This is a genomic window from Teichococcus vastitatis, assembly GCF_003604215.1.
Classification (GTDB): domain Bacteria; phylum Pseudomonadota; class Alphaproteobacteria; order Acetobacterales; family Acetobacteraceae; genus Pseudoroseomonas; species Pseudoroseomonas vastitatis.
This window is the reverse complement of sequence record NZ_QXGS01000001.1, coordinates 565,678-592,623: the sequence shown is the minus strand read 5'-3', so window position 1 is coordinate 592,623 and position 26,946 is coordinate 565,678. Positions and strand designations below refer to the sequence as shown.

Annotated in this window: 26 protein-coding genes and 1 riboswitch; of the genes, 8 read left to right on the top strand and 18 right to left on the bottom strand. The window is 68.8% G+C overall.

The features are described from left to right. Window positions 1-19: 19 nt before the first annotated feature. A complete protein-coding gene (locus tag D2K64_RS02820; RefSeq protein ID WP_238383966.1) occupies window positions 20-625 on the top strand; it encodes an NUDIX hydrolase in 606 nt (201 codons plus the stop codon). On the opposite strand, the gene D2K64_RS02815 is transcribed toward D2K64_RS02820, so the two are convergent. Together D2K64_RS02815 and D2K64_RS24170 are read right to left on the bottom strand one after the other, a co-directional pair. Further along, window positions 603-1,724, bottom strand: coding sequence for a DNA topoisomerase IB (locus D2K64_RS02815; RefSeq protein ID WP_120006413.1), 1,122 nt, complete (start codon window positions 1,722-1,724; stop codon window positions 603-605). The two genes, D2K64_RS02820 and D2K64_RS02815, sit on opposite strands and share 23 nt — an antisense overlap. 87 nt (window positions 1,725-1,811) lie before the next feature. Further along, on the bottom strand, window positions 1,812-1,970 hold the full coding sequence (locus D2K64_RS24170; protein ID WP_157985691.1) for a hypothetical protein: 159 nt from the start codon (window positions 1,968-1,970) through the stop codon (window positions 1,812-1,814). A 10-nt stretch (window positions 1,971-1,980) separates the two neighbouring features. Here D2K64_RS24170 and D2K64_RS02810 point away from each other — a divergent pair, with 10 nt between their 5' ends. Further along, entirely contained in the window at window positions 1,981-2,973 is a 993-nt protein-coding gene (locus D2K64_RS02810; protein ID WP_120006411.1) for a hypothetical protein, read from the top strand. 417 nt (window positions 2,974-3,390) lie between these two features. Here the strand turns inward: D2K64_RS02810 and D2K64_RS02805 are convergent, their stop codons facing one another. The 7 genes from D2K64_RS02805 to D2K64_RS02775 form a co-directional block, all read right to left on the bottom strand. Continuing rightward, window positions 3,391-4,566 (bottom strand): acyltransferase family protein, encoded by a 1,176-nt coding sequence (locus D2K64_RS02805; RefSeq protein WP_120006409.1) that lies wholly within the window; start codon window positions 4,564-4,566, stop codon window positions 3,391-3,393. A 58-nt stretch (window positions 4,567-4,624) separates the two neighbouring features. Then, window positions 4,625-5,476 carry a universal stress protein gene (locus tag D2K64_RS02800; protein ID WP_120006407.1) on the bottom strand — a complete coding sequence of 284 codons (852 nt, stop codon included), beginning with the start codon at window positions 5,474-5,476 and terminating at the stop codon, window positions 4,625-4,627. Window positions 5,477-5,487: 11 nt separating this feature from the next. After that, the gene (locus D2K64_RS02795) at window positions 5,488-6,969 is read right to left on the bottom strand and encodes a SulP family inorganic anion transporter (protein WP_120006405.1); all 1,482 of its coding nucleotides are present in this window, start codon (window positions 6,967-6,969) and stop codon (window positions 5,488-5,490) included. Window positions 6,970-7,810: 841 nt separating this feature from the next. Next, window positions 7,811-9,190 carry a sensor histidine kinase gene (locus D2K64_RS02790; RefSeq protein WP_157985690.1) on the bottom strand — a complete coding sequence of 460 codons (1,380 nt, stop codon included), beginning with the start codon at window positions 9,188-9,190 and terminating at the stop codon, window positions 7,811-7,813. Continuing rightward, a complete protein-coding gene (locus D2K64_RS02785; protein ID WP_456316360.1) occupies window positions 9,183-9,845 on the bottom strand; it encodes a response regulator transcription factor in 663 nt (220 codons plus the stop codon). The genes D2K64_RS02790 and D2K64_RS02785 overlap by 8 nt, the downstream gene beginning before the upstream one ends. Then, complete coding sequence (locus D2K64_RS02780; RefSeq protein WP_120006399.1) at window positions 9,842-10,168, bottom strand: PepSY domain-containing protein; 327 nt, start codon at window positions 10,166-10,168, stop codon at window positions 9,842-9,844. The genes D2K64_RS02785 and D2K64_RS02780 overlap by 4 nt, the downstream gene beginning before the upstream one ends. 98 nt (window positions 10,169-10,266) lie before the next feature. After that, a complete protein-coding gene (locus tag D2K64_RS02775; protein WP_120006397.1) occupies window positions 10,267-10,587 on the bottom strand; it encodes a hypothetical protein in 321 nt (106 codons plus the stop codon). A 319-nt stretch (window positions 10,588-10,906) separates the two neighbouring features. Here D2K64_RS02775 and D2K64_RS02770 point away from each other — a divergent pair, with 319 nt between their 5' ends. The 3 genes from D2K64_RS02770 to D2K64_RS02760 all read left to right on the top strand — a co-directional run bounded on the left by D2K64_RS02770 (window position 10,907) and on the right by D2K64_RS02760 (window position 14,209). Then, the gene (locus D2K64_RS02770) at window positions 10,907-11,371 is read left to right on the top strand and encodes a (2Fe-2S)-binding protein (RefSeq protein WP_120006395.1); all 465 of its coding nucleotides are present in this window, start codon (window positions 10,907-10,909) and stop codon (window positions 11,369-11,371) included. Then, a complete protein-coding gene (locus D2K64_RS02765; RefSeq protein ID WP_120006393.1) occupies window positions 11,368-13,680 on the top strand; it encodes a xanthine dehydrogenase family protein molybdopterin-binding subunit in 2,313 nt (770 codons plus the stop codon). Before D2K64_RS02770 ends, D2K64_RS02765 begins: the two co-directional genes overlap by 4 nt. Before the next feature lie 115 nt (window positions 13,681-13,795). Then, window positions 13,796-14,209: a hypothetical protein gene (locus D2K64_RS02760; protein ID WP_120006391.1), complete on the top strand. Its 414-nt coding sequence runs from the start codon at window positions 13,796-13,798 to the stop codon at window positions 14,207-14,209. 152 nt (window positions 14,210-14,361) lie between these two features. On the opposite strand, the gene D2K64_RS02755 is transcribed toward D2K64_RS02760, so the two are convergent. From D2K64_RS02755 to D2K64_RS02740, 4 genes are all read right to left on the bottom strand, one after another. After that, the gene (locus D2K64_RS02755; protein ID WP_120006389.1) at window positions 14,362-14,595 is read right to left on the bottom strand and encodes a hypothetical protein; all 234 of its coding nucleotides are present in this window, start codon (window positions 14,593-14,595) and stop codon (window positions 14,362-14,364) included. 628 nt (window positions 14,596-15,223) lie between these two features. Continuing rightward, window positions 15,224-15,445: a hypothetical protein gene (locus tag D2K64_RS02750; protein WP_120006386.1), complete on the bottom strand. Its 222-nt coding sequence runs from the start codon at window positions 15,443-15,445 to the stop codon at window positions 15,224-15,226. A gap of 246 nt (window positions 15,446-15,691) precedes the next feature. Further along, a complete protein-coding gene (locus D2K64_RS02745; RefSeq protein WP_120006384.1) occupies window positions 15,692-17,398 on the bottom strand; it encodes a DUF4214 domain-containing protein in 1,707 nt (568 codons plus the stop codon). Next, window positions 17,398-18,300, bottom strand: a complete 903-nt coding sequence (locus D2K64_RS02740; protein ID WP_120006381.1) for a TolB family protein — start codon at window positions 18,298-18,300, stop codon at window positions 17,398-17,400. Before D2K64_RS02740 ends, D2K64_RS02745 begins: the two co-directional genes overlap by 1 nt. 317 nt (window positions 18,301-18,617) lie before the next feature. On the opposite strand from D2K64_RS02740, the gene D2K64_RS02735 reads away from it, so the two are divergent. Next, entirely contained in the window at window positions 18,618-19,853 is a 1,236-nt protein-coding gene (locus D2K64_RS02735) for an MFS transporter (protein WP_120006379.1), read from the top strand. A gap of 30 nt (window positions 19,854-19,883) precedes the next feature. Here D2K64_RS02735 and D2K64_RS02730 read toward each other — a convergent pair whose 3' ends face one another. The 4 genes from D2K64_RS02730 to D2K64_RS02715 form a co-directional block, all read right to left on the bottom strand. Continuing rightward, a complete protein-coding gene (locus D2K64_RS02730) occupies window positions 19,884-20,645 on the bottom strand; it encodes an ABC transporter ATP-binding protein (protein WP_120006377.1) in 762 nt (253 codons plus the stop codon). Further along, on the bottom strand, window positions 20,645-21,688 hold the full coding sequence (locus D2K64_RS02725) for a FecCD family ABC transporter permease (protein ID WP_202910441.1): 1,044 nt from the start codon (window positions 21,686-21,688) through the stop codon (window positions 20,645-20,647). Before D2K64_RS02725 ends, D2K64_RS02730 begins: the two co-directional genes overlap by 1 nt. 1 nt (window position 21,689) lies before the next feature. Next, window positions 21,690-22,859, bottom strand: a complete 1,170-nt coding sequence (locus D2K64_RS02720) for an ABC transporter substrate-binding protein (RefSeq protein ID WP_202910439.1) — start codon at window positions 22,857-22,859, stop codon at window positions 21,690-21,692. A gap of 37 nt (window positions 22,860-22,896) precedes the next feature. Then, a riboswitch (cobalamin riboswitch) is annotated at window positions 22,897-23,087 on the bottom strand. A 61-nt stretch (window positions 23,088-23,148) separates the two neighbouring features. Next, window positions 23,149-23,460 (bottom strand): hypothetical protein, encoded by a 312-nt coding sequence (locus tag D2K64_RS02715; protein ID WP_120006375.1) that lies wholly within the window; start codon window positions 23,458-23,460, stop codon window positions 23,149-23,151. 439 nt (window positions 23,461-23,899) lie between these two features. Here D2K64_RS02715 and D2K64_RS02705 point away from each other — a divergent pair, with 439 nt between their 5' ends. After that, on the top strand, window positions 23,900-25,249 hold the full coding sequence (locus D2K64_RS02705) for a hypothetical protein (RefSeq protein WP_120006371.1): 1,350 nt from the start codon (window positions 23,900-23,902) through the stop codon (window positions 25,247-25,249). Between the two features lie 7 nt (window positions 25,250-25,256). On the opposite strand, the gene D2K64_RS02700 is transcribed toward D2K64_RS02705, so the two are convergent. After that, window positions 25,257-25,880: a FadR/GntR family transcriptional regulator gene (locus D2K64_RS02700; RefSeq protein ID WP_238383965.1), complete on the bottom strand. Its 624-nt coding sequence runs from the start codon at window positions 25,878-25,880 to the stop codon at window positions 25,257-25,259. A gap of 137 nt (window positions 25,881-26,017) precedes the next feature. On the opposite strand from D2K64_RS02700, the gene D2K64_RS02695 reads away from it, so the two are divergent. Further along, entirely contained in the window at window positions 26,018-26,914 is an 897-nt protein-coding gene (locus tag D2K64_RS02695) for a fumarylacetoacetate hydrolase family protein (RefSeq protein WP_120006367.1), read from the top strand. Window positions 26,915-26,946 lie beyond the last annotated feature (32 nt).

The following is a 26,946-nucleotide window of genomic DNA, read 5'->3' as shown; positions in this document are numbered from 1 at the left end:
CCGCGGCGGTGGATGCCGCATGTTGCACCGCATGAACGACACGCCGACCGACCGCTTCGCACCCTGGGAGGTGCTGTCGAGCCGCACCGCGCTGCGCGACCGCTGGATCAACGTCACCGCCGATGCCTGCCGCGACGCGCGCGGCAACGTGCTCGACCCGTTCTACACCTTGTCCTACCCGGACTGGGTGAACGTGGTCGCCATCACGCCGCGCGACGAGCTGGTGCTGGTGCGGCAATACCGCCACGGCGCCCAGCGCCGCACGCTGGAACTGCCGGCGGGCGCGGTGGACCCGCAGGAAGCCGACCTCGCCGTTGCCGCGGCGCGGGAACTGCGGGAAGAAACCGGCTTCGTGGCGCCATCGCTGCGCATCACCTCCAGTCTGCATCCCAACACCGCCACCCACCGCAACCGCACCCACACCGTGCTGGCCCTGGATGCCGAGCGCACCGCCGAAACCGCCCATGAGGCGGGCGAGGATATTTCCGTCGAGCTGTGGCCGCTGGAGAAGGTGCTGCGCGGTCTTCCCGAGGGGCTGCTGCCGCAATCCATGCACGTGTCGGGCCTGCTGCTGGCGCTGCAGGCCGCCGGCCGGCTCGACCTCAGGCTTTCGCCGCCGCGCTGAGCCGGCGGCGCAGAAAGGCCAGCACCGCCGCTTCCTCGGGCTTCAGCACCGGAAGCTCCTCGCGCAGCTCTGCCTCGACCTCCCGCTTCACCTGCAGCGCCAGCTCGCCGGTGAGGTAGCTGCCCAGAACCTCGGGATGGACGTAGCATTGCCGGCAGATGGTGGGTGTGTTGCCGAGCCGCGCGGCGGTGTGCTCGATCGCCGCCTTCAGGTTGCGCTTGGCGGCCGCCTCGCTATCGAAGCGCTCGAACTCCGACAAGGCGAGGGCGGCCAGCACCGTGCCGGCCCAGGTGCGGAAATCCTTGGCGGTGATGTCCTCCCCGGTGGCCTCGCGCAGGTACTCGTTGACATCCGAGGAATCGATGCTGTGCCGCTCGCCGGCCTCGTCGAGGTACTGGAACAGGGCCTGGCCGGGCAGGTCCTGGCAGGCGCGCACCGTTCTGGCGACGCGGCGGTCCTGGATCGAGAGCCGCCATTCCTTGCCGCTCTTGCCACGGAAGTTGAAGCGCAGCGTCTGGCCCTTCACCGCCACATGGCCGTCCTTCAGCGTGGTCAGGCCGTAGGACTGGTTGGACTGGGCGTAATCATCGTTGCCGACTCGGATCAGCGTGGTGTCCAGCAGGTGGACCACCGTGGCCAGCACCTTGTCCCGCCCCAGCCCGCGCTGGGCCATGTCGTCCCGCACCCGGGCGCGCAGTGTCGGCAGGGCGCGGGCGAAGCGCATCACATGGTGGTATTTGTTGGCGTCGCGGTGGCTGCGCCAGTCGGGGTGGTAGCGGTACTGCTTGCGGCCGCGCGCGTCCCGCCCCGTCGCCTGCAGGTGGCCATTGGCCTGCGGACAGATCCAGACCTCCTGATAGGCGGGGGGGATCGCCAGCTTGTTCAGCCGCTCGATCTCCGCCTTGTCACGGATCGGCCGGCCGGAAGGATCGCGATAGGACCAGCCCTTGCCGCTGCGGCGGCGGGTGATGCCGGGCTCGGCATCCGAAACATAGCGCAGCCCGGCCGCCTTGGCCTCGGCAATCACGTCGGGCTCGGCGGATCTGGGAGAGGCGGGGCGGGGCGGGGCCTCGGCCCGTGTGGTCGCTTCGCGCAGCATGGCGGTTCCTGGATAGGATAGGGACGGGCCCGGAACCGGAGAACGCCGCAGCGGGGCGGGAGATGCCGCCCCGCCGCGAACGGTGCGTCACACCACGGCGGAAGCCGCGGCGGCGGCGGTGCTGCGGCGTGGCCGGCGCGGCATCACGCCGTTGAACAGCATCAGCAGCAGCTTGTGCCGGCGGATGATCAGGTGGACGCCGATCGACAGCAGCAGGCTGCTCGCCACCAGCAGCACGAACTGCACCAGGGCGGGAATGCCGCTGTTCCCTGTGGTTCGGCCGCGCTACATCGCGACGCTGCTGGGCAGCGCGCTGGGCGCGCTGGGCCTGTTCTATGCCGGGCTGTTCACGCTGGACGCCACGGGGAACCTGCCGCCGCCGGCCTTCACCAACTCGATCTGCGTGGATGAGAAGCTGGCCTTCCACCGCCAGCATCCGGCCCGCGATCCGAACCTGCTGGTGATCGGCTCCTCCGTCGCCTGGCGCCATTTCGACGGCGCGGCGCTGGTCGAGGAAGCGCCGCAGGTGAAGCCGCTGAATGCCGGCTTCTGCGGGCTGTCGGCGAGCCAGAGCACCTTCGCCGCCCAATGGTTCCTCGACCGCACGCCCAGCGTGCGCGACGTTCTGTTGATCACCTCGCCGCAGGATTTCGAGACCTGCGGACAGGCGGGCGTCCCGTTGTTCAACAGCGAGGATGTGGACCGCTACGTGGTCGGCCGCGCCTCGCCCTGGTTGTATTACCTGCGCTACTTCGACCCGTTCTCCCTGCTGCGCAACGCCACCAACATCGCGTCCAAGCGGCGCGGCGACAGCATCAACGACCCGATCGTGTTCGATGCCTATGGCAGCGGCCCGTTGCGGACCGACGATGTGCGCGACACGCAGATCTACGGCCTGGTGCGCAAGCTCGACGGCGCCTGCTTCGACGCGGTCAGGGCGCTGAACCTGCGCCTGAAGGGGGAAGGCCGGCGTCTCCTGGTGGCCACCACCCCCTTGCATCCCGACTGGAAGCACGGCACCGGCGCGGCGCCGCTGCTGGCCGAGTTCAACCAGCGCATGCAGGCGGCCCTGGCGGTCAATCCCGCCTCGGAGTTCTGGGACGGCGACGCGGCCGGCGTCGTCGGCCGGTCCGCCTTCTTCGACGCCATCCACCTGCGCTGGTCAGCAGCCCGCCAGTACACTCGGGCTTTGGGCAAGGCCCTGCCGCCGATCCTACCCGCTTTCCAGCTCCAGGCGGCGACGCCCTGACGCAGATCGACGAGGTGCCTGAACGATCCTGTTGCACCCCATCTCCGTCGCCGAACGTCCGGCTGAGCGAAGAAGCAGTGAGCATGAATCAATGACTGGCTTTGTCTGGCTGATGATCGTCCTGGCGCTCCTGCTGGTCATCTGGCTGTTCGAGTACCTCATTGCCGGCCCTCTGCGGCGGGCGGCGCTCGAACGGCATCGCTCAGCTGGATCGCCGGCAAAGGCCATCCGGTGCCGGGGAACAAAGCCCGGAGCCGCAACAGGCATGCTGCCCCGGTCCCACGGCATGAAAACGCGTAGGCAGCGCTCTCACTTGGGAGGCAATGGAGCGTTGCCTCGGCAAACCTGAAGGTGGAGGCAGGAATCGGACCGGGAACGTGACCGCGCCTCGGTTTGATCTCGGATTGCCTTCCAGGGTTACGCGGCGCGGGATCTGGGCGGCCGCATCACGCCGTTGAACAGCATCAGCAGCAGCTTGTGCCGGCGGATAATCAGGTGAACGCCGATCGACAGCAGCAGGCTGCTCGCCACCAGCAGCACGAACTGCACCAGGGCGGGAATGCCGCTGTTTTGCATCAGCAGCGCGCCGAACACGATGAACACCTGGTGGAACAGGTAGATGGTGAAGGCGCTGTCCACCGCGCCGCGCGTCAGCGGCGTGTCGCGGTCGAGCCAGCGACGCATGGCCGACATCAGCACATGCGACATCAGAATGCCGACCACCGGCACCAGGAAGTACTTGATGGCGCGGAACAGGTCCTCGTCGCGCCACTGCACGGCACAGAGCAGCAGCGTCAGGATGAACGCCGTCACCCAGCTCGGCCAGTGGATGCGGGTGAAGCGTTCCAGCCATGCCAGGTTGCAGGCCAGCAGGGCGCCGAACAGAAAGGCCGGGGCGTTGCTGGCGGTGCGGGCCAGCACCAGCATGCCGTAGGCGGCACTGTTGATGTCGAGCACCACCGTCGCCATCACCGCGCCCAGCGACAGGGTGCCGACCATCGCCAGGAAGACCCAGCCGCCGAGGATCGAGTGGTTGGCAAGACGGTACAACCGGTCGATCAGCCGCTTGCCGGCCGGCTGGGCCATGACGTTCCAGGCCAGCGCCAGGAGCGTGCAGTAGATCAGCAGGTCGAGCAGGAACCACAGATGCGCGACCCAGGGCTCGCCTGGCACGGAGAACCGCGCCCAGAACTCCGCAGCGACATTACCAGGGCTGCCCCGCTCAAGAGCGATGCCCAGCATCAGCATCGGGTTGAGCAGGATGGCGGCCGTCAGCATCGGGATGCCGACGCGCAGCATGCGGCTGCGCCACCAGGGCAGGGCGCCATCCCGCTGCAGCAACATCGCGGCGAAGATGCCGGCGAGGAGAAAGAAGGCGGGCATGCGGAATGTATGGCTGAACTGTGACGCCCAGCTCAGCAGCATGGATTTCTCATCTGAGGTGACCATCCAGCCCTGGATCACCGAGAAGGGAAGAGCCGCATGGTAGGGCACGCCCAGGAGCATCAGGAAGGCCCGCAGGTTGTCGAGATAGGCTTTCCTGCTGCTTGCCTGCCCCTGAGGTGCCGAGCCGGAAACCGTTAGTGTCTGCATCCGCAGCTCCTGTGGTGAGGACCTTGAAGTCACGACGATGAAGCGAGGAAATTTCCGGCTACCGGAAGACCAGCACCGGCACGCGGCACTCCCGCAGCAGGGTGGAGGTGACGCTGCCCAGGATCATGTTGCGCAAGGCGCCGTGGCCATAGGCGCCCATGACCAGCAGGTCGGCTCCGGCCGCAGCAACCACCTCGGCGATGACGTCCTCAGGACGACCGGGCAGGATCTGCAGCCGAACATTCAGGCCAGCCTGCTCCAGCTTGGAACGCGTCTCGGCCATTTCCTCGTTGATCGCGCCGGCGGCACCGACGTTGAGCAGATCGATGGCGATGCCATGGAGAAGCGGATGCCGCGCCAGATAATCGACCGCCTTGCGCGAGGCGGCCCGCCCGTCATGGGCGATGACCGCGCGCCTGATCGGCTTGAAGACGCGGGAGGTGACCAGGACGGGGCATAGGCTGGTGCGCAGCACGCGCTCCAGATTGCTGCCGAGATGGCCCTTGGCAAAATCCGCCGCCTCCCCCCGCTTGCCAACAACCACCCATTCGGCGGACGCCGCGAACTCCGGCAGCGTCTCGACCAGGGAGCCGTGCCGTTGCGTCAGGATCACGTCGGTGACGCCAGCATCCCGCAGCACCCGCGCGGCATCATCGAGAATGGCCCTGGAGCGTTGTTGCGCGAGCCGCCCCTGCGCTTCGTCCAGCTCGACCATGTTCTGGAGAAGTTCTTGAGAGGCATCGAAGCCGATAGCCCCGCTGAGATCCGAGCGTCTGGCCGCAGCAGGAGAGCGATCCAGCATGTGCAGGACCTCCACGGCCGTGTTCAGGCGGGTCGCCACCCAGGCGGCATGTTCGTAGATGCTCGGCGCGTAGATCGAGCCATCGGTGCAGGCGAGTATCGTCTTCATGGCTTCCTCCCTCAATGCGCCGACACGTGTTCCAGGGCATCCGGCTTGTCATGCACCGCCAGGCGATCCACCAGCGAGACGCTTTCCTCGTTCAGGCCGAGGATCTCGACATGTGTTCCCTCCCGGCGAAACTTCAGCACCACCCGGTCCAACGCGGCGATGCCGGTCAAGTCCCAGAAATGGCCTTGGGACACGTCGATGGTGACACGCTCCAGCACTTCGCGGAAATCGAAGGCATCCCCGAAGGCGCTGGCCGAGGCAAAGAAGATGTTGCCGCGGACATGGTAGGTGCGCGCCCTGCCGTCCGCCGCAAGCTTGGAGCGGACCCGGACGATCTGCGCCACCTTGCGGGCGAAGAAGAGACCGGAGAGCAGCACCCCGATGATGACGCCCTGCGCCAGATCATGCGTCAGCACCACGACGACCACGGTGGCCAGCATCACCGTGCTGGAACTCTTCGGGTGCACACGGAGGTTGGCGATGGAACGCCAGTTGAAGGTGCCGATCGACACCATGATCATCACCGCCACCAGCGCAGCCATTGGGATCTGCCGCACCCAGTGGCCGAGCACGAGGATCAGGAAAAGCAGGAAGGCGCCGGCGAACAGCGTCGACAAGCGCCCACGGCCGCCTGACTTCACGTTGATGACGGACTGGCCGATCATCGCGCATCCGGCCATGCCGCCGAAGAAGCCAGCAGCGATGTTGGCGATCCCCTGTCCCCAGCATTCCCGGTTCTTGTTGCTCGGCGTATCGGTGAAGTCGTCGATGATGGATGCCGTCATCAGTGATTCGAGCAGCCCCACCACCGTCAGCGTCAGGGCCGTCGGGAAGATGATCCGCAGGGTCTCAACATCAAACGGGATGTCGGGCAGCAGGAAGATCGGCAGTTCGGTGGGAAGTTCGCCCATATCGCCGACGGTGCGCAGCGGCATGCCGCTGAGGGTGGCGATGGCCGTCAGCACGATGATGGCGATCAGCGGCGATGGCACCGCCGTGGTCAGGCGCGGCAGCAGATAGATGATGGCCAGACCCAGCGCCGTCATGGCGTAGGTCTGCCAGCCATGGCCGATCAGTTCGGGAAGCTGCGCCATGAAGATCAGGATGGCCAGGGCGTTGACGAAGCCCGTCATCACCGACCGGGAAACAAAGCGCATCAGGTCGCCCAGCCGCAGCAGGCCTGCGGCGATCTGAAGTACGCCCGTCAGGATGGTGGCCGCCAGCAGGTATTGCAGCCCATGATCGCGGACCAGCGTGATCATGACCAGCGCCATGGCACCGGTGGCTGCGGAAATCATGGCCGGCCGGCCGCCGGTGAAGGCAATTACCACGGCGATGCAAAAGGAGGCGTAGAGGCCGACCTTGGGATCGACGCCCGCGATGATGGAGAAGGCGATGGCTTCCGGAATAAGCGCGAGGGCAACGACCATGCCCGCGAGGAGATCCCCACGGACATTACCCAGCCACTCGGCCCGGATATTGGCCAAATTCATGGCAACAATGCTCCAGAGCGGCGCCGCGGAGGCGCAGGATGATCCGGTAGCTCACAAGCTACAGGAGCGATTTTGAAATCTGGGAGATAGGCGCGCAGCCTGAACCGCGCGCTGAGGGCGGTTCAGTGTCTCGAAGCAAAGGTCTGGCCTTTGCGGTGGGTCCTAGGACCTACATTGGACCGGTGCGCTACCTTGGCTGTTGCCCGATGCAGGAATCATTCGAGCATCGGGACGGATTTCGCGGTGCGGCCGCGAGCTTATCCAACCGGTCTATCTGCGTGCGCCGTGCTGCACAAGCGATAAAAACAAGGTCGCATCTGTGCCAGCCGCTGACAATGGCGGGAGCATCCTGAGCGAAGACGGCCGACCATGTGGATGCGATGAGCGGTCAATGGACGGCTCCAGCATGCAAGATCGAACGATGTCGATGCTTCTATGGAACGGACAATGCTGGCTGGATGCCGTTCCATGTCGTCAGCAGCGGTGAGACGGCGGACTTGCCGGATCGTTATTCCGTGTCGGCGGCCCGCTTCGGGGCGGGACTGGTCCGCTTCACCGTGACCGTCAGGTCAGGAGGAGCACGACGCAGCATTGTCCGTGCTTCCGGGCAGCTCAACCAGCATGAACTGTCAGATCCCGCGCCATTCCAGCGCTTCTACGAGGCCCTTTCCCAGGCGCTCTTCCTGCAGGTCAACGAAATCGGCTGGGACCATTCTCGGCCAAGCGCGGGGAGGAAAGGCACGATCCGCCGGATCTGTGCCGGCACGAGGCAGAACAGGCCGGTTATGGTGGCCTCTCCCGCTGCCGGGGCCGCGCAGCAGGATCCGCGCGAGAGGGAGGTTCACCGATCGTGGATCGAGTGCGCGGCGGGCATTCCGGCCGGAAGGCTCAGCTGCACCATCAATCCTCCGGGATCAGCCTCCCGCAATGACAGCTCTCCGCCGTACAAGGCGACAAGATCGCGGGTAATCGCCAGACCCAGCCCGCTGCCGGGCTTGGCCTCGTCCAACCGGATGCCACGGGCGAGCACCATATCGTGCTCCTCGATCGCGACGCCGGGGCCGTCATCGGTCACGGTGATCAGGATGTGGCCGCCGCGGCGCGACACCTCCAGCGTGACCTGATGCCGCGCCCATTGGCAGGCGTTCTCCAGCACGTTGCCGAGCATCTCCGTGAGGTCCTGGCGCTCCACCCGGACGCAGAGGGTGGCGTCTCCTTTGACGTCCAGTTCCAGGTCCTTGTTGGCGAAGATCCGGCGCAGCGCCGTCGCCAGATTCTGGGCCACGTGGAGTGCCGAGGAGTCGACGGCGGCGGCGCCCAGCAGGGCGGCGCTGCGGGCCCGTGACAGATGATGCTGCAGCAGCATCTCCATGGCGCGGGTCTGCTCGCGCGCCAGGGAATAGTCGACCGATCCCGGCTCAAGCGCCATGCGCTGCACGGCCAGCGGGGTCTTCATGGCATGCGCCAGGTTGCCGACATGCGACCGCGCGCGCTCGACCGTGTCCCGGTTCTGCTTCACGAGCGCGTCGATCTCATTCAGCAGCGGAGCGATCTCGGACGGCGCCGTCGCATGCGACAAGGTGGCCTGCTGGCCGGCCCGCAACCCCGCCAGTTCGCGGCGTGCCTGTCGCAGGGGGCGCATCCCCCAGATCAGCTGGATGGTGCCTCCGGCAACCAGGCCGACGCCGATGATGGCGAAGGACGAGATGATCAGGATCCGGAAGGACGCGATCTGTTCATCGAGCGGTTTCCGGCTGAGCCCGACCCGGATCAGGATCGGAACCTCCTCACCGGCCGGAGTGATCTCCCGCTCCGCGATGCGCAGCGGCTCATTCCGCGGGCCCATTCCATCGCGCATCGCCGGCGAGCCAAACTCCCGGACGCTGCCCGCAGGCGAGATGCGGCCATCCCACAGGGAACGCGAGACCGCGCGGCCGGCGGAGGTTTCCATCTGCCAGTAATAGCCCGAGAAAGGCTGCTGGAACTCCGGAACCGGCACATCACTGTTCAGCTCGGGCTGGTGGTCGGAACCATAGCCGGCCGCGCCTGCGACCTTGCTGAGCAAGGCATGCGCCCGACCATCGAAGCTTTCGGTAAGCTGAACGGTGATCAAAGCCTGCACCATGCAGCCGGCGGCGCCGAGGCCGACGCTCACCCAGACGGCGGAAAGAACCGCGAGCCGAACGGTGAGGGAGCGGAAGACGCGCGGAAGACTAGCCATGGCTGATCTTGTAGCCTTGGCCCCGCACCGTTTCGATGAACTCCGCATCCAGCTTGCGGCGGATCCTGCCGATCACGACCTCCACCGTATTCGAGTCGCGGTCGAAATCCTGCGCATACAGGTGTTCCGTCAACTCGGTCTTGCTGATCAGCCTTCCGGCATGCTGCGCGAGGTAGGTCAGCGTCCGGAATTCGAGGCCGGTCAGCCGCACGGGAGCGCCGTGCCAGCTTACCGTGCCGGCGGCCGCATCCAGCGCCAGCGCGCCGACGATGATGTCGGATCGTGCGCGTCCGGCGGCCCGCCGGATCAAGGCATGCAGCCGCGCCAGAAGCTCATCCATGGCGAAGGGCTTGGCCAGATAGTCATCGGCTCCGGCATTCAGGCCCGTCACCTTCTCGGTCCAGGAGTCCCGCGCGGTGAGGATCAGGACCGGAACGATGAGGTTCTCCCGCCGCCATTGTCGGAGAACGGACAGGCCATCGAGTTGCGGCAGGCCGAGATCGAGAACAATGGCGTCATAGGCTTCAGTCTGCCCCAGGAACAGCGCCTCCTCCCCATCGGCGGCCCGATCGACCGCGAAACGGGCCTGGGTCAGCGCCGCCGAGAGCTGGGCAGACAGGTTCGAATGATCTTCAACCACCAGGACGCGCATCATGGATGCTCCTGCACGAGCCCGTGGGAGCCGACAACGGAACCGTCAACGGCGTCAACCTCCAGCTTGTAGAGGTGGCCGGAGCGGGGCATGAGGGTGAATTGATAAAGCCACCGGCCCTCCTGCTGCTGCAGGCGGGTATTGACGATCTGGCCGGCATAGCGTCGCTCGACCAATGCCATGAGCTCCGCCAGCGGCCGGATGCGGCCGGCCTGCACGGCTTCTCGGGCGGCGTCCTGATCCATCTCCGGCGCGGCCGCTGCCCTGCCCAGGAGAGCAAGAAGAACAACCGGCAGCATCATCTGGAGAGCGCGTTGGGCATCCATGGCCTCATTGTTCCAGATGGAAGCTGAACTGAAGCTGAATGGCCCCGGGGAGCCCTGCCCGCCGGGACGGGCTCCTCCAGGCTCATGCTTTCCTCTGCTCAGTTGAGCATGGAAAGCTGGCGGGCCGACAGGCCAGGGGGGAGGTAGACCACATCGCCGTTTCCGCCGCCGACCTGGTACGGGATGCCTGGACCGCGCTCCGCGAATTGAGGATCCTGATAGCTGAGGCTGAGATTCTCACCGCGCCCGATGGCAACCACCGTGCCGCCGCCGACGATGTTGCCGTCATCGGCGGGATCGCGGCTGACCGAGAAATTCTCGCCGCGGTTCGTCACCTCGATCTGTGCCTGGGCCGGCAGAGCAGACAGGGCGAGGATGCTGAGGATCGAGGCGAAACCGAGAGTCAGCTTGATGGACATGAGCCAGTTCCTTTTCGGAGCGGGTTTTCTGCGACAGGTCGGTTTCTAAGCGAGGCGGTCTGAACTCTCGCTGAACTGGCCATTCAGCTTCCATTCATGATCCGCAGCTGCGCTGCGGACGGTGGATCCTCGGTTCTCGAAGCTGGCAGGACCCGATCACGCGGCCGGGGCTTGGCCTTGACCGGATCAACATCCGCGTCGGGAAAAGCGCTGCGGGATCGCGGCAGGACGGCTGCCCGATCTGTTCGCTGCAACGCCGACATCCCGATTGACTTTGCATTCCTCGTAGGCGTCCATTGCAGACGAAGAGGAGACAGGCATGGCAACCACAGTCATCCTAAACGGCACCGAGCACCGCTTCGACGGCGACACGGAGATGCCGCTGCTCTGGTACCTGCGGGACGAGCTTGGCCTGACCGGCACCAAATTCGGATGCGGCATCGCTCAATGTGGCGCCTGCACGGTGCATATCGACGGTGCCCCGGCGCTGGCTTGTCAGACACCGGTTGCGGTTGCCGAAGGCCGGCAGATCACCACGATCGAGGGCCTGTCGCCCACAGGAGATCACCCACTGCAAGTTGCCTGGCGTGAGCTGAACGTGGCGCAGTGCGGCTACTGCCAGACAGGCCAGATCATGCGGGCGGCTGCTTTGTTGCAGGAGAATCCGCGTCCTTCCGACGCGGACATCGACGACGCGATGAACGGCAACCTTTGCCGGTGCGGCACCTATCCGCGCATCCGCGCCGCCATCAAGCAGGTTGTCAGCAAGGGAAGCCGTCCATGATCTCCCGCGAGATCGGCCGTGATGCCGGCGGCCTCGCCAATGTCAGCCGCCGCGGCCTGGTCGGCGGCCTTGGCGCGGGTGCCCTGGTGCTTGCTCTGGGGCTGCCGCGTCGCTCCGCGGCACAGGGGCAGGCCGAGAAGAAGTTCGGCGCCGCGGGAATGCCGAATGGCTGGCGCGACGATCCGAGGATTTTCATCGCCATCGCCGAGGACGGCACCGTCACCATCACCTGCCACCGCCAGGAAATGGGCCAGGGCGTACGCACCTCCATCGCCATGGTGATCGCCGACGAGCTGGAGGCGGACTGGGATCGGGTGCGCGTCGTCCAGGCGGATGGAGACGAGCCCCGCTACGGGAACCAGGACACGGATGGCTCCCGCAGCCTGCGCCACTTCTTTGTTCCGCTCCGCCGGGCCGGGGCCGGCGCGCGCGTGATGCTGGAGCAGGCGGCCGCTGCACGCTGGGGCGTGCCTGTCGCCGAAGTGCGTGCCACGGCTCATGCCGTGACGCACGGGCCCAGCGGCCGCAGCCTCGGCTATGGCGAGTTGGCCCGGGCGGCGTCCGAACTGCCCGTGCCGCAGCCCGATGCGGTACGGCTGAAGGATCCCGGGCAGTTCCGCTACATCGGCCGCGAAGATGTCGGGCTGGTGGACAACCAGGACATCACCACGGGCCGGGCGATCTACGGCATCGATGCGCGAATCGACGGCATGTACTATGCGGTGGTCGCACGCCCCCCGGTCTATGGTGGCAGGGTGACCAGCGTCGATGAGGCGGAGGCGCTGAAAGTTCCCGGCGTGGTGAGGGTGGTGCGGATCGACCCGCCCTCCATTCCGTCCGAGTTTCAGCCCGTCGGCGGTATCGCTGTGATCGCCCGCAACACCTGGGCCGCGATGCGCGGCCGGGAGGCGCTGAAGATCACCTGGGAGGATGGGCCGAACGCCGACTATTCGTCCGACACCTACCGGCAGAAGTTGCAGGCGGCGGTACGCCAGCCGGGCAAGCTGGTGCGCAGTGAAGGCGACCTGGACCGTGCCATGGCCGGTGCGGCGAAACGGGTGGAGGCGGAATACTACATCCCGCACCTGGCGCAATCGCCGATGGAGCCGCCGGCCGCGCTGGTCCGCATCCAGGGCGGGCGTTGCGAGGCCTGGGCCTGCACCCAGGCCCCGCAGGTCACCCGTGCGCGCCTGGCGCAGCGGCTCGGCCTTCCGGAGGAAGCGGTGACGGTGCATGTCACGCTGTTGGGCGGCGGCTTCGGACGGAAGTCAAAGCCGGATTTCGTGATCGAAGCCGGGCTGTGCAGCCAGGCGATGGACGGCGCACCGGTGAAGCTCACCTGGACGCGCGAGGATGACCTGAGCCACGGATATTACAGCACTGTTTCGATGGAGCGGCTGGAGGCCGGGCTGGATGGCAATGGCAGGCCGGTGGCGTGGCTGCACCGGAGCGCCGCACCCACCATTGCCGCGCTCTTCGCCCCCGACCCGAAGCACGAGATGCCGATCGAACTCGGAATGGGCTTCATCAACACGCCCTTCGCCATTCCGAACATCCGCATGGAGAACCCGGAAGCAGCGGCCCATGTCCGGGTGGGGTGGTACCGCTCCGTGTCCAACATCCCGCATGCATTCGCCATTCAGTCCTTCGTGGCCGAGCTGGCGCATGCCGCGGGACGGGACCCGAAGGACTACCTGCTGGAGCTGATCGGACCCGCCCGGACGATTGATCCGACGGATCTCGGCGATGCCTGGAACCATGGCGAGGACCCGAAGCTCTACCCGATCGACACCGGCCGCCTGCGGCGGGTGATCGAGACGGCGGCGACGGGCATCGGCTGGGGGCGGCCGATGCCGCGGGGCCGGGGTCTGGGCATCGCTGGCCATTACAGCTTCGTCAGCTATGTCGCCGTCGCGGTCGAGGTGGAGGTCGGTGAGGGTGGCGCCTTCTCGGTACCGAGGGTGGATATCGCGGTGGATTGCGGCCCGGTGGTGAACCCGGACCGCGTTCGCGCCCAGATGGAGGGCGCGGTGGTGATGGGCCACGGCCTCGCCACCTCCGCCGAAATCTCCTTCAAGGACGGCCGCGCGGAACAGCAGAATTTCGACGTGTATGAACTGACGCGCATCGCCACGACTCCGCGGGAGATCCGGGTGCACATCCTGCCCGGCGGCGACTACGACCGGCCGCTTGGCGGAGTGGGCGAGCCGGGACTGCCGCCGGTGGCGCCAGCCATTGCCAACGCGATCTTCGCCGCAACGGGCAAGCGCATCCGGCGCCTTCCGATCCGTGACCAGATCAATGCCTGAACGCGTGGCGCGGAGCCGAAACACGCGAGCCTCCGAGGCGCCCTCGGGTTCGCCCTTTTTCAGTCCGGCGCGGTCCAGGGTCGCTGTGATCGCGCATGGCAGCCGGAGATCAGCCATGATGGCTTCTCGTTTCATCATCGCCGCGGCAGGCGTTCTCTGCGCTGCGCTGCCTGCGCTTCCCGCCCTGGCCTCGCCTTGCGGGGATCGGATCGCTGCCCTGGAACGGCGCCTGGAAGAAGGCACAGCCCGTGCGGCCGCCACCTCGTCCGGCGGTCAGGCGGTGGCGGCGGCGCGGGAGGGACAGGCTTCCCAGCCCGGCAGCCGCAACGAGCCCACGATCCCCTTTCAGAAGCCGGCGCAGGAGGCGCAGGCCACGCGCCAGGCCGCCGAGGCAGGCGGAGGCGGGACCGCCTTCGCGGAGGCCAGGGCGACGCTGAACCAGGCGCGGACGCTCGACCAGCAGGGGAACGCCTCCGGCTGCCTGGAGGCAATCGGGCAGGCCGAGCGCCGGTCCGCGCTTCAACCCTGAAGGCCGTCCTGACGATCCGGCCGAGCAACTGCCCTGCGGCGTCACCGGCGGAGCGGAACGAACCGGCGCTGAATCCGCCCGCCATGCCGGCGGACTGACCCGGAAGGGCAGACAGTCGCGCTACAGGCCGAGGCCGAGCCGCTGTGGCTGCATCACGGCTCGGCGTCCGCCCACCTCAGCATCGTCGGTGGAACCGCTTGGCTGTGCTCGTCATCTCCGAAGCGCACGAGCACCTGAGCCGCGTCGAGGCCGGTGATGACGCCTCGTTCCAGATCTCCCTCGGGCCAGGTGCGGTAGAGCACGATGCGGCCGATGTCGGCCTCGGTCGGCGTGATCCCGGAGGCAGGGGCCGGACCCCCGTCTGTCTCGCTGGTCTGATCAGGCATGGCAGCTCCTCCATGGGCGAGGCGGGTGAGGCCGTGGCGTCCGTCCCACGAGACAGCCACCCTCGCCCCGCATCCTGTCGATCACAGTCTGGACGGCAGGACAAGCAGAGAGGCGCGGTGCGAGTGTGAACAGTGGCAACTTCTCCAGGCAAGCCTTGGCCTCAGGCCAAGGCCGAAACTGATCGCCGGAAAGGGTTGCCGAGGTGGAAGTGCCACTCGGCGTGGGGCAGGGACGCTCCTGGAGGCTTTCTGCGGCGGCCGAACCAGGAACGATGCGTCCCAATCCGCAAGCGCCACCATGACGCCGCCTCGCTGGCACTGGCTGCCAGCAAAGCTGGCTAACCGCTGTCCAGGGGCTTCCGGGCCGAGGTTCATCATACACTCCACCGGCGCCGGGCACGGCGTGATGATGTTGTTCCCATTCCCCTCGCCGGATTGTCCGCTCCCGCCTCTCCACGCGTCATGAGCACCGATACTGCCTCATCGCCAGATCACCGCCTGAGCCATGCCCTCGGTGAAAGGCGGCTGTTCATCGAACAGGTAGCGGACGAGCGTCGCCTGACGGATCGCTTCCTTTGACGGATCGTGCTGCTGCGGCAGGACATGGCTGTTGACGGTAGGCGATCCATCATCCGGCGCAGCATCGTGACATCCTGTTCCGAACGCGCCAGTACCGCGCCACATCGGCGGCGCGCACCGCGCCCACCAGGGCCAGGGCCAGTGCCACTGCGACGGCCGTGGTGGCGCGCTGCGTCGACATTCCGATCCGCAGCGTGGCGGCAAAGACCAGCAGCGCCATGGCGACGCGGCCGGCGTCGTCGGCCGGTCCGCCTTCTTCGACGCCATCCACCTGCGCTGGTCAGCAGCCCGCCAGTATACCGGGGCGCTGAGACAGGCCTTCTACCCGACCAGCATCCAGCTTCGCCTGCAGGCTGAGGTGCATTGATGCTATCCTCGGGCGGTGCGGTCGTCGCGCTGCCCGAGGCGGTTGCCCGCACGGCGGCCGCGCCCATGAGCGCGGAACGGCCCATGGTTGATCCGCCTTGCCGCCACTTCGCCGGGCATCGCGCCCGCTTCCGCGGATGTCCAGGAGAATTCAGGCGAAGTTGATGCCGAACTGACCGGGATCGTCGCTCATGATCCGCGGCGCGGTCAGGGCGATGTGCTCGGCGCTTTCCGAGAAGCCCAGCACGGCCTCCGCGCGGGTCATGGCATGGCCGTCGATCAAGGCGGACCAGTGGTCCTTGCCCAAAGGATCGGAGGAACGGTGCAGCGCATTGTTGTACAGCAGTTCAACGAAATCCATGGTGCTGGTGCCAGACCCGTATCGGGCGGCGAACTCCGCACTCTCGGTGAAGCCATCCGCCATCTGGGCGTAGGACAGCATCCCGTGGTCGAGCTGCTGCCGCCAGCCATGCAGCCCCGCCACATCCGGCAACCGCCCCAAGGTCGTGTCGTACAGGCGGGCAACAAAGGCGGCGTTCTCCGACAGGTCCCAGATCCCCTGCTGAACCAGATGTGCGGTCTGCAAGCGGTTCTCGGCACTTTCCGAGAAGCCCGCCAGGGCTTCGGCCCGGGTCAGAACCTGTGTGTCGAGCAGCCTGACCCAATGGGCCTTGCCTGCTGCGTCCGAGGCGCGCCCGAGCGCGTTGTTGTACAAGGCCTCCACGAAATCCGCGGTGTTCAACCCGGCGCCATAGCGATGGACGAATTCATCGCTGTTGATGAACCCTTCCGCCAGCGCCGAGAGGGGCCGGCCATGGTGGATCTGGTCGATCCAGAAATTCAGCCCGAGCTGGTCGGCTCCGCGTCCGAGCGCCGCCTGGTACAGCCGGACAACCTGCGCCGCAGGGTCGGAGGCGTCGAAGACCAGACGGCCATCGGTGAAGCGCAGTTCCTCGACGGATCGCAGCACATCCGTGCCGCTGCCGGAGGTGATGGCGGTGCTGCCATCCGGCAGCAGAGCCACCACCAGTCCAAACCGGCCTGCGACCCCCATGTCGAGGACGTCGAGGCCGGCGCCGCCATCATAGATGTGGCTGCCGGGACGATGAACCAGCATGTCGGCGCCGCTGGTGCCGGCGACGGTTTCGAGCAACTGGGGGTCGTCGTTGCGGATGATGGCGCCGGCGCTGGCAGTGCCCAGCACCGCGCCATTGCCGGGGGAGGCGAGCGTGACGGTGAAGCCTTCATCCGCCTCGACAATGGCATCACCGGCGACGGTGACGGTGATGGTTTTGCTGGTTTCACCGGCGGCGAAGCTGACCGTGCCGGAGGGCAGGATGCCGTTCGCGAAATCGGCGGCCGTGGCGGGGTGGGTGCCGCTGCCGGCGACAGACCAGCCGACGCTGTGGCTTCCTGATAGCTCGCCGGTGCGGGTGACGGTGAAGCTGAAGGGCGTGCCGCCCGCCTGGCCCTCGGCCCGGTCCGCCAGCAGGGCCGCGATGGATAGCCTCGCTGTCTGCGCACCGGGCGGCAGGCTGGCGCGGAGGAGGTCGGTAGCATTGTTGGTGTCGTTGGGGATGAGGTTTGTGGCGTTGCTGAGAAAGGCGACGCTGTTGTCGGCAAGAAAGGCGGGGCTGCCGGAGTTGTTGTTGGCGGGGCTGGTGACGCTGCTGCTGACCAGCCGGACTTCGCCGGTGGCCAGGGTCTTGAGGAAGATGTCGGCGGCGTTGTTGCTGTCGCCGGTGACCAGATTGGCGGCGGTGCTGGCGAAGGCGACCTGGCTCCCATCGCTGGAAAAGGCGGCGCGGCCGGAGAGGCCGGAGCCGGGGCTGCCGCCGCTGTTGCTGCTGGCCAGCATCAGGCTGCCGGTGAGCAGGTTCTTGACCCAGAGCTGCGGCGGCAGGGTGCCGCTGGCCTGCGTGGCGGCGGACAGGTTGGCGGCGCACTGACAAAGGCGATCTGGCTGCCGTCGGGGGAGAACACCGCGAGGCTGGACGCGGCGCTGGCGGCGTTGCCCCGGGCATCAGCGCTGGCCAGGATGACGCTGCCGGTAAGGAGGTTTCTGACAAAAAGCTGGGCAATGCCGCTGGTGGAGCCGGTCAGGGCCGGGTCACTGCTGGTGAAGGCGAGCTGGGTGCCGTCCCGCGACAGCGCCAGCTCGGCATAGGGGCCGGCCAGCGGATGGCCGGCAGCGTCGCGGCTGACCAGGGTGACGGCGCTGGTGGCGAGGTCGCGAATGAAGATCTGGGCGCCGCCGGGGGTGCTGCCGGGCACCAGGGTGCTGGCGGTGCTGACAAAGGCCAGCTTGCGGCCATCGGCCGACAAGGTCCAGGCCGGCACGGTCAGCCCGCTGGCGTCGATGCCGGCGCGCTGGACGGTGCCGGTGGTGAGGTCCTTGACGAACACGTCATAGGCAGGGCCCGAGGCGGTGAGCTGGCTGCCGAGAAAGGCGAGGGAGCGGCCGTCGGCGGAGAGCTGCGCGGCGGAGCCGGCCAGGGCGGCGCTCCAGCCCTGGCCAAGATCCTCGAAGGCGGTGACCGCGCGGGTGAAGCCGCCGCTGCCGCCGGTGCCGAGGATGAACAGGTCGGCGGCGTCGTTGCCGTCGCCGGCCACCAGGTTGCCGGCGGCGCTGAGCAGCACCAGGCGGGTGCCGTCCGCCGATACCGCGAAGCCCTGCACCCCGGCATCCGCCTGCACCCCGCCCGGGCCCAGGTTCAGCCGGTCCAGGGTGGCAGTCACGGGCGGGACGGCGGTCGCCATCGGCATGCAGCTCCGGTCATCGGCGGCTCCCGCGGCAAGCAGGCAGGCTTGCGGCGGGCCGCCGGTGGAACGCGACCTGTTAGGCGGAAAAAACCAGCAAACCCTTACCGAGGCACCGCATGCCGGCCACCGGGCGGCCGCGGCTGAGCCGGAGCCATGGGCAGCGATGCTGAAGCGGCTGGCGGGCGCCCCGGCGGCAGGCCCAGGACTGCGGAGGCCCGCCTGAATCCGGGGAATGGCGCGCGTGCCGGAGGCTAGCCATCTCGGCCGTGCCGGGGCAAACCGGGGGCAAGGGATTGAAACGGACCACACTGCCCATGACCACGCGTGAAGGATCCTCCGCCTTCGTCGCCCCGCTGCTGGCGCTCGCCTTCGGCCACATGATCTCCAACATGGTGCGCACGCTGCCGGCCATCTCGGCCGACGTGCTGTCGCGCGACTTGGCGGTAAGCACGGAGGAGCTGGCGGGCCTGACCGGCGCCTACCACTTCGCCTTTGCCGCCGGGCAGATCCCGCTGGGCGTCGCGCTCGACCGCTTCGGCGTCCGCCCGGTGGCCCTTGTTCTGCTGGCCACCGTCAGCCTCGGCGGCGTCCTGGCGGCGCTGACCGGCGGCGCGGCAGGGTTCCTGATGGCGCAGATCGTGCTCGGGCTGGGCTGCTGCGGCATGCTGCTCTGCCCGATGACGCTGGCGGCCAAGCTGCTCAGCCCCGCGCGGTTCGGCCTGTGGTCCGGGCTGATCCAGGGCGTGGGCAATGTCGGCATGCTGCTGTCCGCCAGCCCGCTGGCCTGGCTGGTGGAGCACCATGGGTGGCGGGCCGGCTTCTGGGCCACCGCGGTGATGGCCGTTGCCGTGGCGGCCCTGGTGGCCAGGCTGGTGCAGCCGCCGCAACCTCGGATCGATTTCGGGCCGCGGCCGCGCTTCCTCAGCGAGGCCGCCCAGGTGCTGCGCATTGGCGCGCGAAGCAGGCTGCGCCCCGTGGTGCTGCTCGCCTTCGCCTCCTTCGCGGTGGTGATCGGGGTGCGGGGATTGTGGGGCGGTCCCTGGCTGATGGAGGTCAAGGGGCTGTCGCGGATCGATGCCGGCGCGCTGATGCTGGTGGCGACGCTGGCCCTGATCGCCGGTCCCCTGTTGGCCGGCCTGCTGGACCGGCGGCTCGGGCACCGGCGGGGGCTGCTGGCGGCGGGGCACGGCTTGGCCGCGCTATTTCTGCTGCTGCTGGCGGGCGGCGGGCCGGGCGGGTGGCTGTCGCAGCTGTTCGGCCGGTCGATGCTGCCGACATCGGCGGACATGGCGCTTCTGTTCGCCTTCGGACTGGCGATCTCGATCCAGCCGCTGTTGTTCGCGATGACCCGCGCGGCCGTGCCGCCGGAGGATGCCGGCAAGGCGTTGTCCGCCGTGAACCTGTCGTTCTTTCTCGGCGCCGCGATGCTGCAGGCGGCGTCCGGCGCCGTCGGCTCGGCCGGGGGATCGGGTGCCGCCATCGCCTTTCTGGCACTGGTTCTGCTGGGTTGCAGCCTGGTGTTCCTGCGCATGACGCGGGGCGCCCCTTGAGCGGGGCCGCCGCATCGGCACGTCCGGCGTTCAGACCAGCGACTGCACCAGCGGCATGTTGTCGGCATCGCGCAGCACCCGCACCGTGACGCCGTAGATCTCGGACAGCAGCGGCGCCGACAACGCCTCCCGCGGGGGACCGATCGCCCGAAGCCGGCCTTCGGCCAGCACCGCGATGCGGTCGGCGTAGCGGGCGGCGAGGTTGAGGTCGTGCAACACCACCACGCTGATCAGTTGCCGCGCATCGGTCAGCCGGCGCAGCGCGCGCATCAGCGTCTGCTGGTGGCGCAGGTCCAGCGCGCTCACCGGCTCGTCCAGCAGCATCACCTCGGGCTCGCGCGCCAGGCATTGCGCGAAGAACACCAATTGCCGCTGCCCGCCGCTCAGCGTGGCCAGGCTCCGGCCCGCCAGTTCCAACAGGCCGAATTCCTGCAACAGCGTCGCAGCCGCGCGCAGCTCGGCATCGGGCAGATGAAACGCCAGCGTGCCGGCCCGGCCGAGCAGCACCGCCTCCAGCACCGTGACACCATCGCTGGCGCGGCTTTCCTGCGGCATGTAGCCGATGCGCGCCTGCCACCGGCGGCGCCCGGCATCGGTCAGCGCTAGGCCGTCCAAAGTGATGCGGCCGCCGCTGGGTCGGTGCCCACCTTGCAAGGCCCGCAGCAGGGTGGTCTTGCCGGCCCCGTTCGGCCCGACCAGCGCCGTGATGCCGCCGCGGGCGAAGTCGAGCGACAGCGATCGGCTGATCACCTGGCTGCCCTGGCGCAGGGTCAGCGATTCCGCACGTAGCATCAGCCGGGCAGCCGGCGGGCCAGGATCAGCCAGAAGAAGAACGGCACGCCGAGCACGGCCGTCACCACCCCCACCGGCACCAGCGCGCCCGGCAGGATCACCTTGGACAACACCGAGGCGCTGGACAGCATCAGCGCGCCCATCAGACCCGACATCGGCAACAGGAAGCGCTGGTCCTCGCCGATGCACAGCCGCGCCAGGTGCGGCGCCACCAGGCCGATGAAGCCGATGGTGCCGACAAACGCGATCGCCGTGGCCGTCATCAGCGACACCAGCAGCACCGCGCCCAGGCGCAGCGCGGCGACGGGCAGGCCCAGCGCCCGCGCCCGTGCCTCGCCGAGGCGCAGCGCCGTCAACGCCCAGCAATGCCGCATCAGCAGCGGCAGCGACACGGCCGTGACCGCGGCAGTGATGCCCAGATTCTGCCAGGTGGCGCGGTCCAGGCTGCCCAGCAGCCAGAACACGATCTGCTGGCCGACCTCCGGCGTGGCCCGGAATTGCATCAGGGATTGCAGCGAGTGGAACAGGAACAACAGGGCGATGCCGGCCAGCACCACGGTGTTGGCCGCCATGCCGCGCAGGCGGCCGACGCCCAGCACCACGGCACAGGCCAGGCTGGTGAACAGAAAGGCGGCGCCGGGCACTGCCAACACCGGCGGCAGCCCCCAGCCGCCCTGCTGCAGCGCCAGCGCGGCGCCGAAGCCGGCCGCCGCCGCCAGACCCAGCGTGTAGGGGCTGGCCAGCGGGTTATCCAGCAGCGTCTGCACCGTGGCGCCGCTGACGCCCAGCGCCACGCCGACCGTGAGCGCCATCAGCGCCATGGGCAGGCGCAGCGACCACAGAATGATCGACACGGTTTCATCGGCCGCCGGATCGCCGAGCAGCGACCGCAGCACCTCGACCGGCGGCAGCAGCGCCGGACCGGAGGCCAAGTCCAGCACCAGCGACAAGGCCAGTGCCAGCGCAACGGCGCCCAGCATGCCCAAGCGGCGGCGCTCGCGCCGCCGGTGCGCCGCCATGGCCGCTGCGATGGCGCCCGACATCTCAGCGGAGCCCGAGCATGAAGCTGCCCCGCGGCCGCACCGGCAGCCAGCGCTCATGCCAGTCCAGGTAATAAGCTTCGGGGTCCAGATCCGCGAACAGGTCCGGATGCAGCGCCTTGGCCAGGTATTGCACCGACGCGGCATCGGCCAGCGTCCGCGAGGCGCCCTGGTAGACCGCATGCACGCGCCCGTCCCGCACCGCCGGCAGGCCCGCCCAGCCGGGACGCTGCAGGAAGCCTCGCAGCCGGGCCCGCGCCTCGTCGGCGGAAACCCCCTGCCCCATCAGCTGCCCGCTGGCATGCTGGCGCCATTCCGATCCGGCGATCACGATCACCTCCGGACGCCGCGCCAGCACCATCTCCGCCGCCATGGGGCCCCAGCTGTTGATCACGCCGAGCCCGATATTGTCGCCGCCGGCGAGCGCGGCGAGGGCGCCCCACATGTGCGGGCCGTAGCTCGGCCCCTGCTCGGCCGGTCCCTTGCTTCCCAGCTCGATGTAGATGCGCGGCGGCCGGACCTCTGCCAGGCGGGAGCGCACCGCGGCGATGGCGGCCTCATACTCCGCGGCCAGCCGCGCCGCCCGTGCTTCCTCGCCCAGGATCTGGCCGAGCAGGCGGGTGCTGGCCAAGTGCCGCGCCGGTTCCTCGGCGTGGTAGTCGATCGCCAGCACCGGAATGCCCGCGGCGGCGAGCCGGTCCACCGTGGTGCCGAGCCCCTGCACCTGCCAGGTGCCGAGGATCGCCACATCCGGCCGCAGGGCGATGGCCTTTTCGGCCGAGAACGTGCCGAGCTCGACCTCGCCCACATCCGGCAGCTCCGCCAGCCTGGGCAACACCTTGACGTATTCGGCCCAATGCGCCGGTCGCCAGTCTTTCCACGCGCCGCGCGAGAGGCCGACCACGCGCGGCAGCGCGGCGGTTCCGCCCACCGCCAGGAATTCCTCGAAATAGAAGCCGAGCACGATCCGGCGGGCAGGTTGGTGCAGCACGGCGCCGCGCCCGTCGAGCCCTTCCAGGCGAAGCGGCGCGGCGCGGGATGGCGCGGGAAGCAGGCCGGCGGCGGCAGCCGCCAGCAGAACACGACGCGACACGGTCGCCATGGAGATCCTCGTGGCACAGCAATCCGTCACCACGAACGCGGCGGTGCGGCTGCGCCAGGGCGGCGCGGCCATCCTGCCACAGCCGGGGCACCCCGCCCGGTGTGTTCGCGCATGACCACGCGCGGCGGCAGGTCTCCTGGCTCACGGGTCATCGCGCCAGCCCTGCCTTCCCGATGCCAGAGCACCAGTGGCCAAGAACGGGATGGCACTCGCCGCTCACAGTTGCGGGGGCAGCCGCGGCTTCGCACCGCGTTCCCTTTTCATCCCCGGGAAGGGGGAACCGTCGCTGCGTCCTTATGCCGGCCGATCGGCGGAAGGGTCAAGGCAACGGGTGCCGGCCCAACAGCCGGGGAGCCGCTGGTCAGATGAACTGGCCGCGCAGGAAGCCCAGGGCCGGCAGCGGCCGCCAACTGCGCGGCAGGTCGGCACGGCGGATTGCCGCGACGCTGTAGCTCGGCATCGGCAGGCTGGAACTGCGGAGAAACCCCGCATAGGCGGAGACCTGCTGTTCTCGCCAGCTGCGATCCGCTTCGGCGGCAGCACGGCTGGGGAAGATCTCGGCGACGCGTCGCCGCCGACCGATCACGGCGACCACCGCCCAGAGCTTGTCGTCCCGCAGGCGGCTCAGGCTGATCACCGGGGCGGGGCGCGTGCCCTGGACCGGGTCGCTCATCGGCCCACCACCCTGCGGCGCGGACCCGGGATGCAGCGGGCTATAACAACCATCTGCCCGATCTGTGCCGAGATCGCGCCGCATGCAAGGGCGAAGTTGCGGGCGGCAAAGCAGGATGCGGCAGCCCGCCCGGCCGCCATGCCGCGGCCAGCTTCAGCGTCACGGCGCAGCTCCAACCCGGCATGGCCATCGGCCATGCCGGGCCGTCGGTCCCCTTCCATCCAGGCGCCGATGGGCTGAGCGCTCCGTTTGCGCTCTGACGCTGCGCGGCGAAGCACGCAATGCCCTGGCGGCAGGGCCGGTTTTCCGGGTGGACCTGCGGTTGCGGGGTGCCCGTCGCTGGAGCGCGGTTTCCGCCTGGAAGGGTGGTTGCGGCATGGCGCGGTGGCCGCGGCTGCGGTAGGGCTGCCGCCTTTCCTGGCAATCCCGGAGGCCGGACATGGCGCCCGACAACGAGAATCCCGCCGAGGCCGTTCGTCAGGCCGCTCGCCTCGTCGAGGAGCTGGCGCCCGACCTGCGGGTCGTGCTGCTGACCCATTTCCCGGATGCCGAGACCCTCGACCTGATGCGCCCCGGCGGTGTCACGCTGGAGGCGACGCGGGCGATCAACCGCGCCGTGGCGTCGGAGCTGCTGCGCCAGGGTGTGGTGGTGCTGGTGCAGCGTGCCGACCGCGCCGCCTTTCGCCGCTGGATGACGGACCAGCCCGATGAGGCGGAACGCCGCCTGGCCTGGCGCGACAGAACGCAGGTCCTGCGGGGCGAGGCAGCCCTTCGGCTGCTGGGGCTGGATGCAACGGCGCTGCCGCGGCCATTGGCGGACAAGGCGGCGGGCACCCCGGCAGACCGGCTGGTGCGGTTGTTCGCCGGCGATGATGGCGCCGCCTTCGACGCCTTTGCCGAAACGCTGATCGCCGCCGGGCGCGACGGGGTCCTGGAGCAGGCGGTGCGCAAGGTGGCGCAGCGCCATGGCGAGGAGGCGGCGCAGGACCTGATGCAGGACCTGCTCGCCCTGGCGGAGACCGCGGCGGCGGGGCCGTCCGGCTGGGCCTCCCTGGTCGCGCTGCCGGTGGCCCTGCCGCCCGGGCCGCTGCCGGACGCCACGGCGCTGGAACAGTCGCTGCTGGCCTCCGGCGCCCTGCCGGAAGGGCTGGAACTGCGCCTGCTGCCGGGCTGGTACCGGCAGGACGCCATCGCCGCCCTGACACCGGGCGCGCTGCGGCAGGTGCTGCTGGACCTGGCCGACGGCCGCAGCCCGGCGCTATTGGCGCCGGTCGAGAGCGGTGCGCCGCCGGAGGAAGATTTCGCGGTGCTCGCCGGCGTCCAGCTGGACTGGACCGTGCCGCAATGGGAGGAGCTGGCGCTGAACGGCCTGCCCGAGGCATCCCCCGATGACGCTCCCACCCCCGAGGACGCCGCGCAGGATGCGGCGTTCGAGCGGTGGCAGAGCGCCGCCTTCCAGGCGCATGGCGGCTGCGTTCCGCTGGCGCTGGTGCCGTTCTCCGAGGTGGAGGCGGAGATCGCCGAGTTCCTGGAAGAAGCCGAGGGCCAGAGCGGCGCCTGGCCGGAGATCCGCGACTTCATCGAGATGGCGCAGCAGGAAGCGCCGGGCGAGGCCGTGGTCTGCCTGCCGCGGGCCGAAGGCGAGCATTTCCACCTGACGCTCTACACCCGATCCGGACGGCTGCTGGATCGCATCACCCTGGAGGTGGCGCGCCTTCCCGTGCCGGTGGCCGAGATGCCGGAGCTGCTGGAAAGCCTGGTGCCGGTGGTGAACGCGCCGCCCGCCTGAGCAAGCGTTATTCGCCGAACATGTAGGTCTGCACGAAGCGAATATGCGCGCGCATGGTGGAGCGTGCGGCATCCTGGTCGCGCCGTCGCACCGCCTCCACCATGGCGTGGTGCTGCGCCTGCAGCGTGGCGCGGCGTTCGGGCGTGTTGCCGCGCGCCTTCAACTGCCCCCAATCCGTCCGTTCCCGCACCCGCGCCAGGGAGCGGCTCATGGCGATCACCGCACGGTTATGCGTGGCCAGCGCCAGGGCGTCGTGCAATGCCGCGTCCCAATGCTCGAAGGTGGGCAGGTCGGCCGCCGCATCGGTGCCGCGCAGGCATTCCTCCAGCCGTGCCAGATCGGCGGCGGCGGCGCGGGCCACCGCCAGGGCGATCATGTCGGGCTCCAGGATCAGGCGGCATTCCACCACGTCGGCCGGGCTGAGCGCCTCCTCCTCCGACGGTGCCGGAGCGGGCGGTGCCGTGCGGAAGGTACCGCGGCCGACCTGCCGCTGGATCAATCCCTGCTGCTCCAGCGTATCCAGGGCGCGGCGCACCGTGTTGCGCGCCACGCCGTGCCGCGCGCCCAGTTCGCGCTCGGTCGGCAGCTTCTCCCCGTGCCGCCAGCGGCCGTCCTGCAGATCGCGGTGCAAGGCTTGCAACAGGCCTGCGGCGCCGCTGGGCGTGCGGGATCCGGAGCGATCTTGGGCATTGACTGGATCAACCATTCCGTGGACCATACTCGCCAATTGGTTCAGTTCAAGGTAAAATTTGGTATAGGGAGTGCGGAATGCGCCTGGCAATGGTCAGCATCGGCGGCATGCCCCGCCTGGCACGGGTGGATGCGGCGGGACAGCGCTTCTGGCCTTTGGCGACGCTGGCGCCGGAGCTTCCGGAGGACATGACGGCACTGATCGACGCTCTGTCGCGCGGTGCCCAACTGCCGGAGCCTTCCGGCGATGGGGACAGGCTGGAGGAGGCCATGTTGCTCGCGCCCCTGCCCAGGCCGCCGCGCAACATCTTCTGCGTCGGCAAGAACTATTACGCCCACGCGCGGGAGTTCGCCGGCAGCGGCTATGATTCGTCCTCGACCGGTGCGGCCGACGCGATCCCCCAGGCGCCGATCATCTTCAGCAAGCCGTTCACCGCGATCAGCGGGCCGTGGGATGACATCCCGCTCTGGCCCGGCCTGGACGAAGGCGTCGATTACGAGGCGGAACTGGCGGTGGTGATCGGGCGCGGCGGGCGGAACATCGCCCGCGCGGATGCCATGGCGCATGTGTTCGGCTACACCGTGGTCAACGACGTCACGGCGCGCGATCTGCAGGGCACCCACAAGCAGTGGCTGCTGGGCAAGGGCATCGACGGCTTCTGCCCCATGGGCCCCTGGATCGTCACCGCCGATGAGCTGGATCCGGCCAGCATGCGGGTGTCTTGCACGGTGAACGGCGAGAAGCGGCAGGATGCCTCCACCGCCGACCTGATCTTCGATGTGCCGACGCTGATCGAGACGATCTCGCGCAGCATGGCGCTGCTGCCGGGCGACGTCATCGCCACGGGCACGCCGGAAGGCGTCGGCATCGGCTTCAAGCCGCCGCGCTTCCTGCGCGACGGCGACGTGGTGGAATGCGCCATCGAGGGCATCGGCCGCATCCGTAACACGTTGCGGCGGCAGCCGGCCGGCTGAACCGGCGCGGCGGCCCCCGGCGGGCCGGCGCG

Coding starts and splice junctions, on each gene's coding strand:
- D2K64_RS02790 (WP_157985690.1), bottom strand. CDS start 9,190: ATGGCTAGTCTTCCGCGCGTCTTCCGCTCCCTCACCGTTCGGCTCGCG.
- D2K64_RS02730 (WP_120006377.1), bottom strand. CDS start 20,645: ATGCTACGTGCGGAATCGCTGACCCTGCGCCAGGGCAGCCAGGTGATC.
- D2K64_RS02795 (WP_120006405.1), bottom strand. CDS start 6,969: ATGAATTTGGCCAATATCCGGGCCGAGTGGCTGGGTAATGTCCGTGGG.
- D2K64_RS02820 (WP_238383966.1), top strand. CDS start 20: ATGTTGCACCGCATGAACGACACGCCGACCGACCGCTTCGCACCCTGG.
- D2K64_RS02800 (WP_120006407.1), bottom strand. CDS start 5,476: ATGAAGACGATACTCGCCTGCACCGATGGCTCGATCTACGCGCCGAGC.
- D2K64_RS02705 (WP_120006371.1), top strand. CDS start 23,900: ATGGCGCCCGACAACGAGAATCCCGCCGAGGCCGTTCGTCAGGCCGCT.
- D2K64_RS02775 (WP_120006397.1), bottom strand. CDS start 10,587: ATGTCCATCAAGCTGACTCTCGGTTTCGCCTCGATCCTCAGCATCCTC.
- D2K64_RS02815 (WP_120006413.1), bottom strand. CDS start 1,724: ATGCTGCGCGAAGCGACCACACGGGCCGAGGCCCCGCCCCGCCCCGCC.
- D2K64_RS02770 (WP_120006395.1), top strand. CDS start 10,907: ATGGCAACCACAGTCATCCTAAACGGCACCGAGCACCGCTTCGACGGC.
- D2K64_RS02805 (WP_120006409.1), bottom strand. CDS start 4,566: ATGCAGACACTAACGGTTTCCGGCTCGGCACCTCAGGGGCAGGCAAGC.
- D2K64_RS02745 (WP_120006384.1), bottom strand. CDS start 17,398: ATGCTGGCCAGCAGCAACAGCGGCGGCAGCCCCGGCTCCGGCCTCTCC.
- D2K64_RS02755 (WP_120006389.1), bottom strand. CDS start 14,595: ATGCCTGATCAGACCAGCGAGACAGACGGGGGTCCGGCCCCTGCCTCC.
- D2K64_RS02720 (WP_202910439.1), bottom strand. CDS start 22,859: ATGGCCGCGCCGCCCTGGCGCAGCCGCACCGCCGCGTTCGTGGTGACG.
- D2K64_RS02695 (WP_120006367.1), top strand. CDS start 26,018: ATGCGCCTGGCAATGGTCAGCATCGGCGGCATGCCCCGCCTGGCACGG.
- D2K64_RS02725 (WP_202910441.1), bottom strand. CDS start 21,688: ATGTCGGGCGCCATCGCAGCGGCCATGGCGGCGCACCGGCGGCGCGAG.
- D2K64_RS02735 (WP_120006379.1), top strand. CDS start 18,618: ATGACCACGCGTGAAGGATCCTCCGCCTTCGTCGCCCCGCTGCTGGCG.
- D2K64_RS02760 (WP_120006391.1), top strand. CDS start 13,796: ATGATGGCTTCTCGTTTCATCATCGCCGCGGCAGGCGTTCTCTGCGCT.
- D2K64_RS02715 (WP_120006375.1), bottom strand. CDS start 23,460: ATGAGCGACCCGGTCCAGGGCACGCGCCCCGCCCCGGTGATCAGCCTG.
- D2K64_RS02810 (WP_120006411.1), top strand. CDS start 1,981: ATGCCGCTGTTCCCTGTGGTTCGGCCGCGCTACATCGCGACGCTGCTG.
- D2K64_RS02740 (WP_120006381.1), bottom strand. CDS start 18,300: ATGGCGACCGCCGTCCCGCCCGTGACTGCCACCCTGGACCGGCTGAAC.
- D2K64_RS02785 (WP_456316360.1), bottom strand. CDS start 9,845: ATGATGCGCGTCCTGGTGGTTGAAGATCATTCGAACCTGTCTGCCCAG.
- D2K64_RS02780 (WP_120006399.1), bottom strand. CDS start 10,168: ATGGATGCCCAACGCGCTCTCCAGATGATGCTGCCGGTTGTTCTTCTT.
- D2K64_RS02765 (WP_120006393.1), top strand. CDS start 11,368: ATGATCTCCCGCGAGATCGGCCGTGATGCCGGCGGCCTCGCCAATGTC.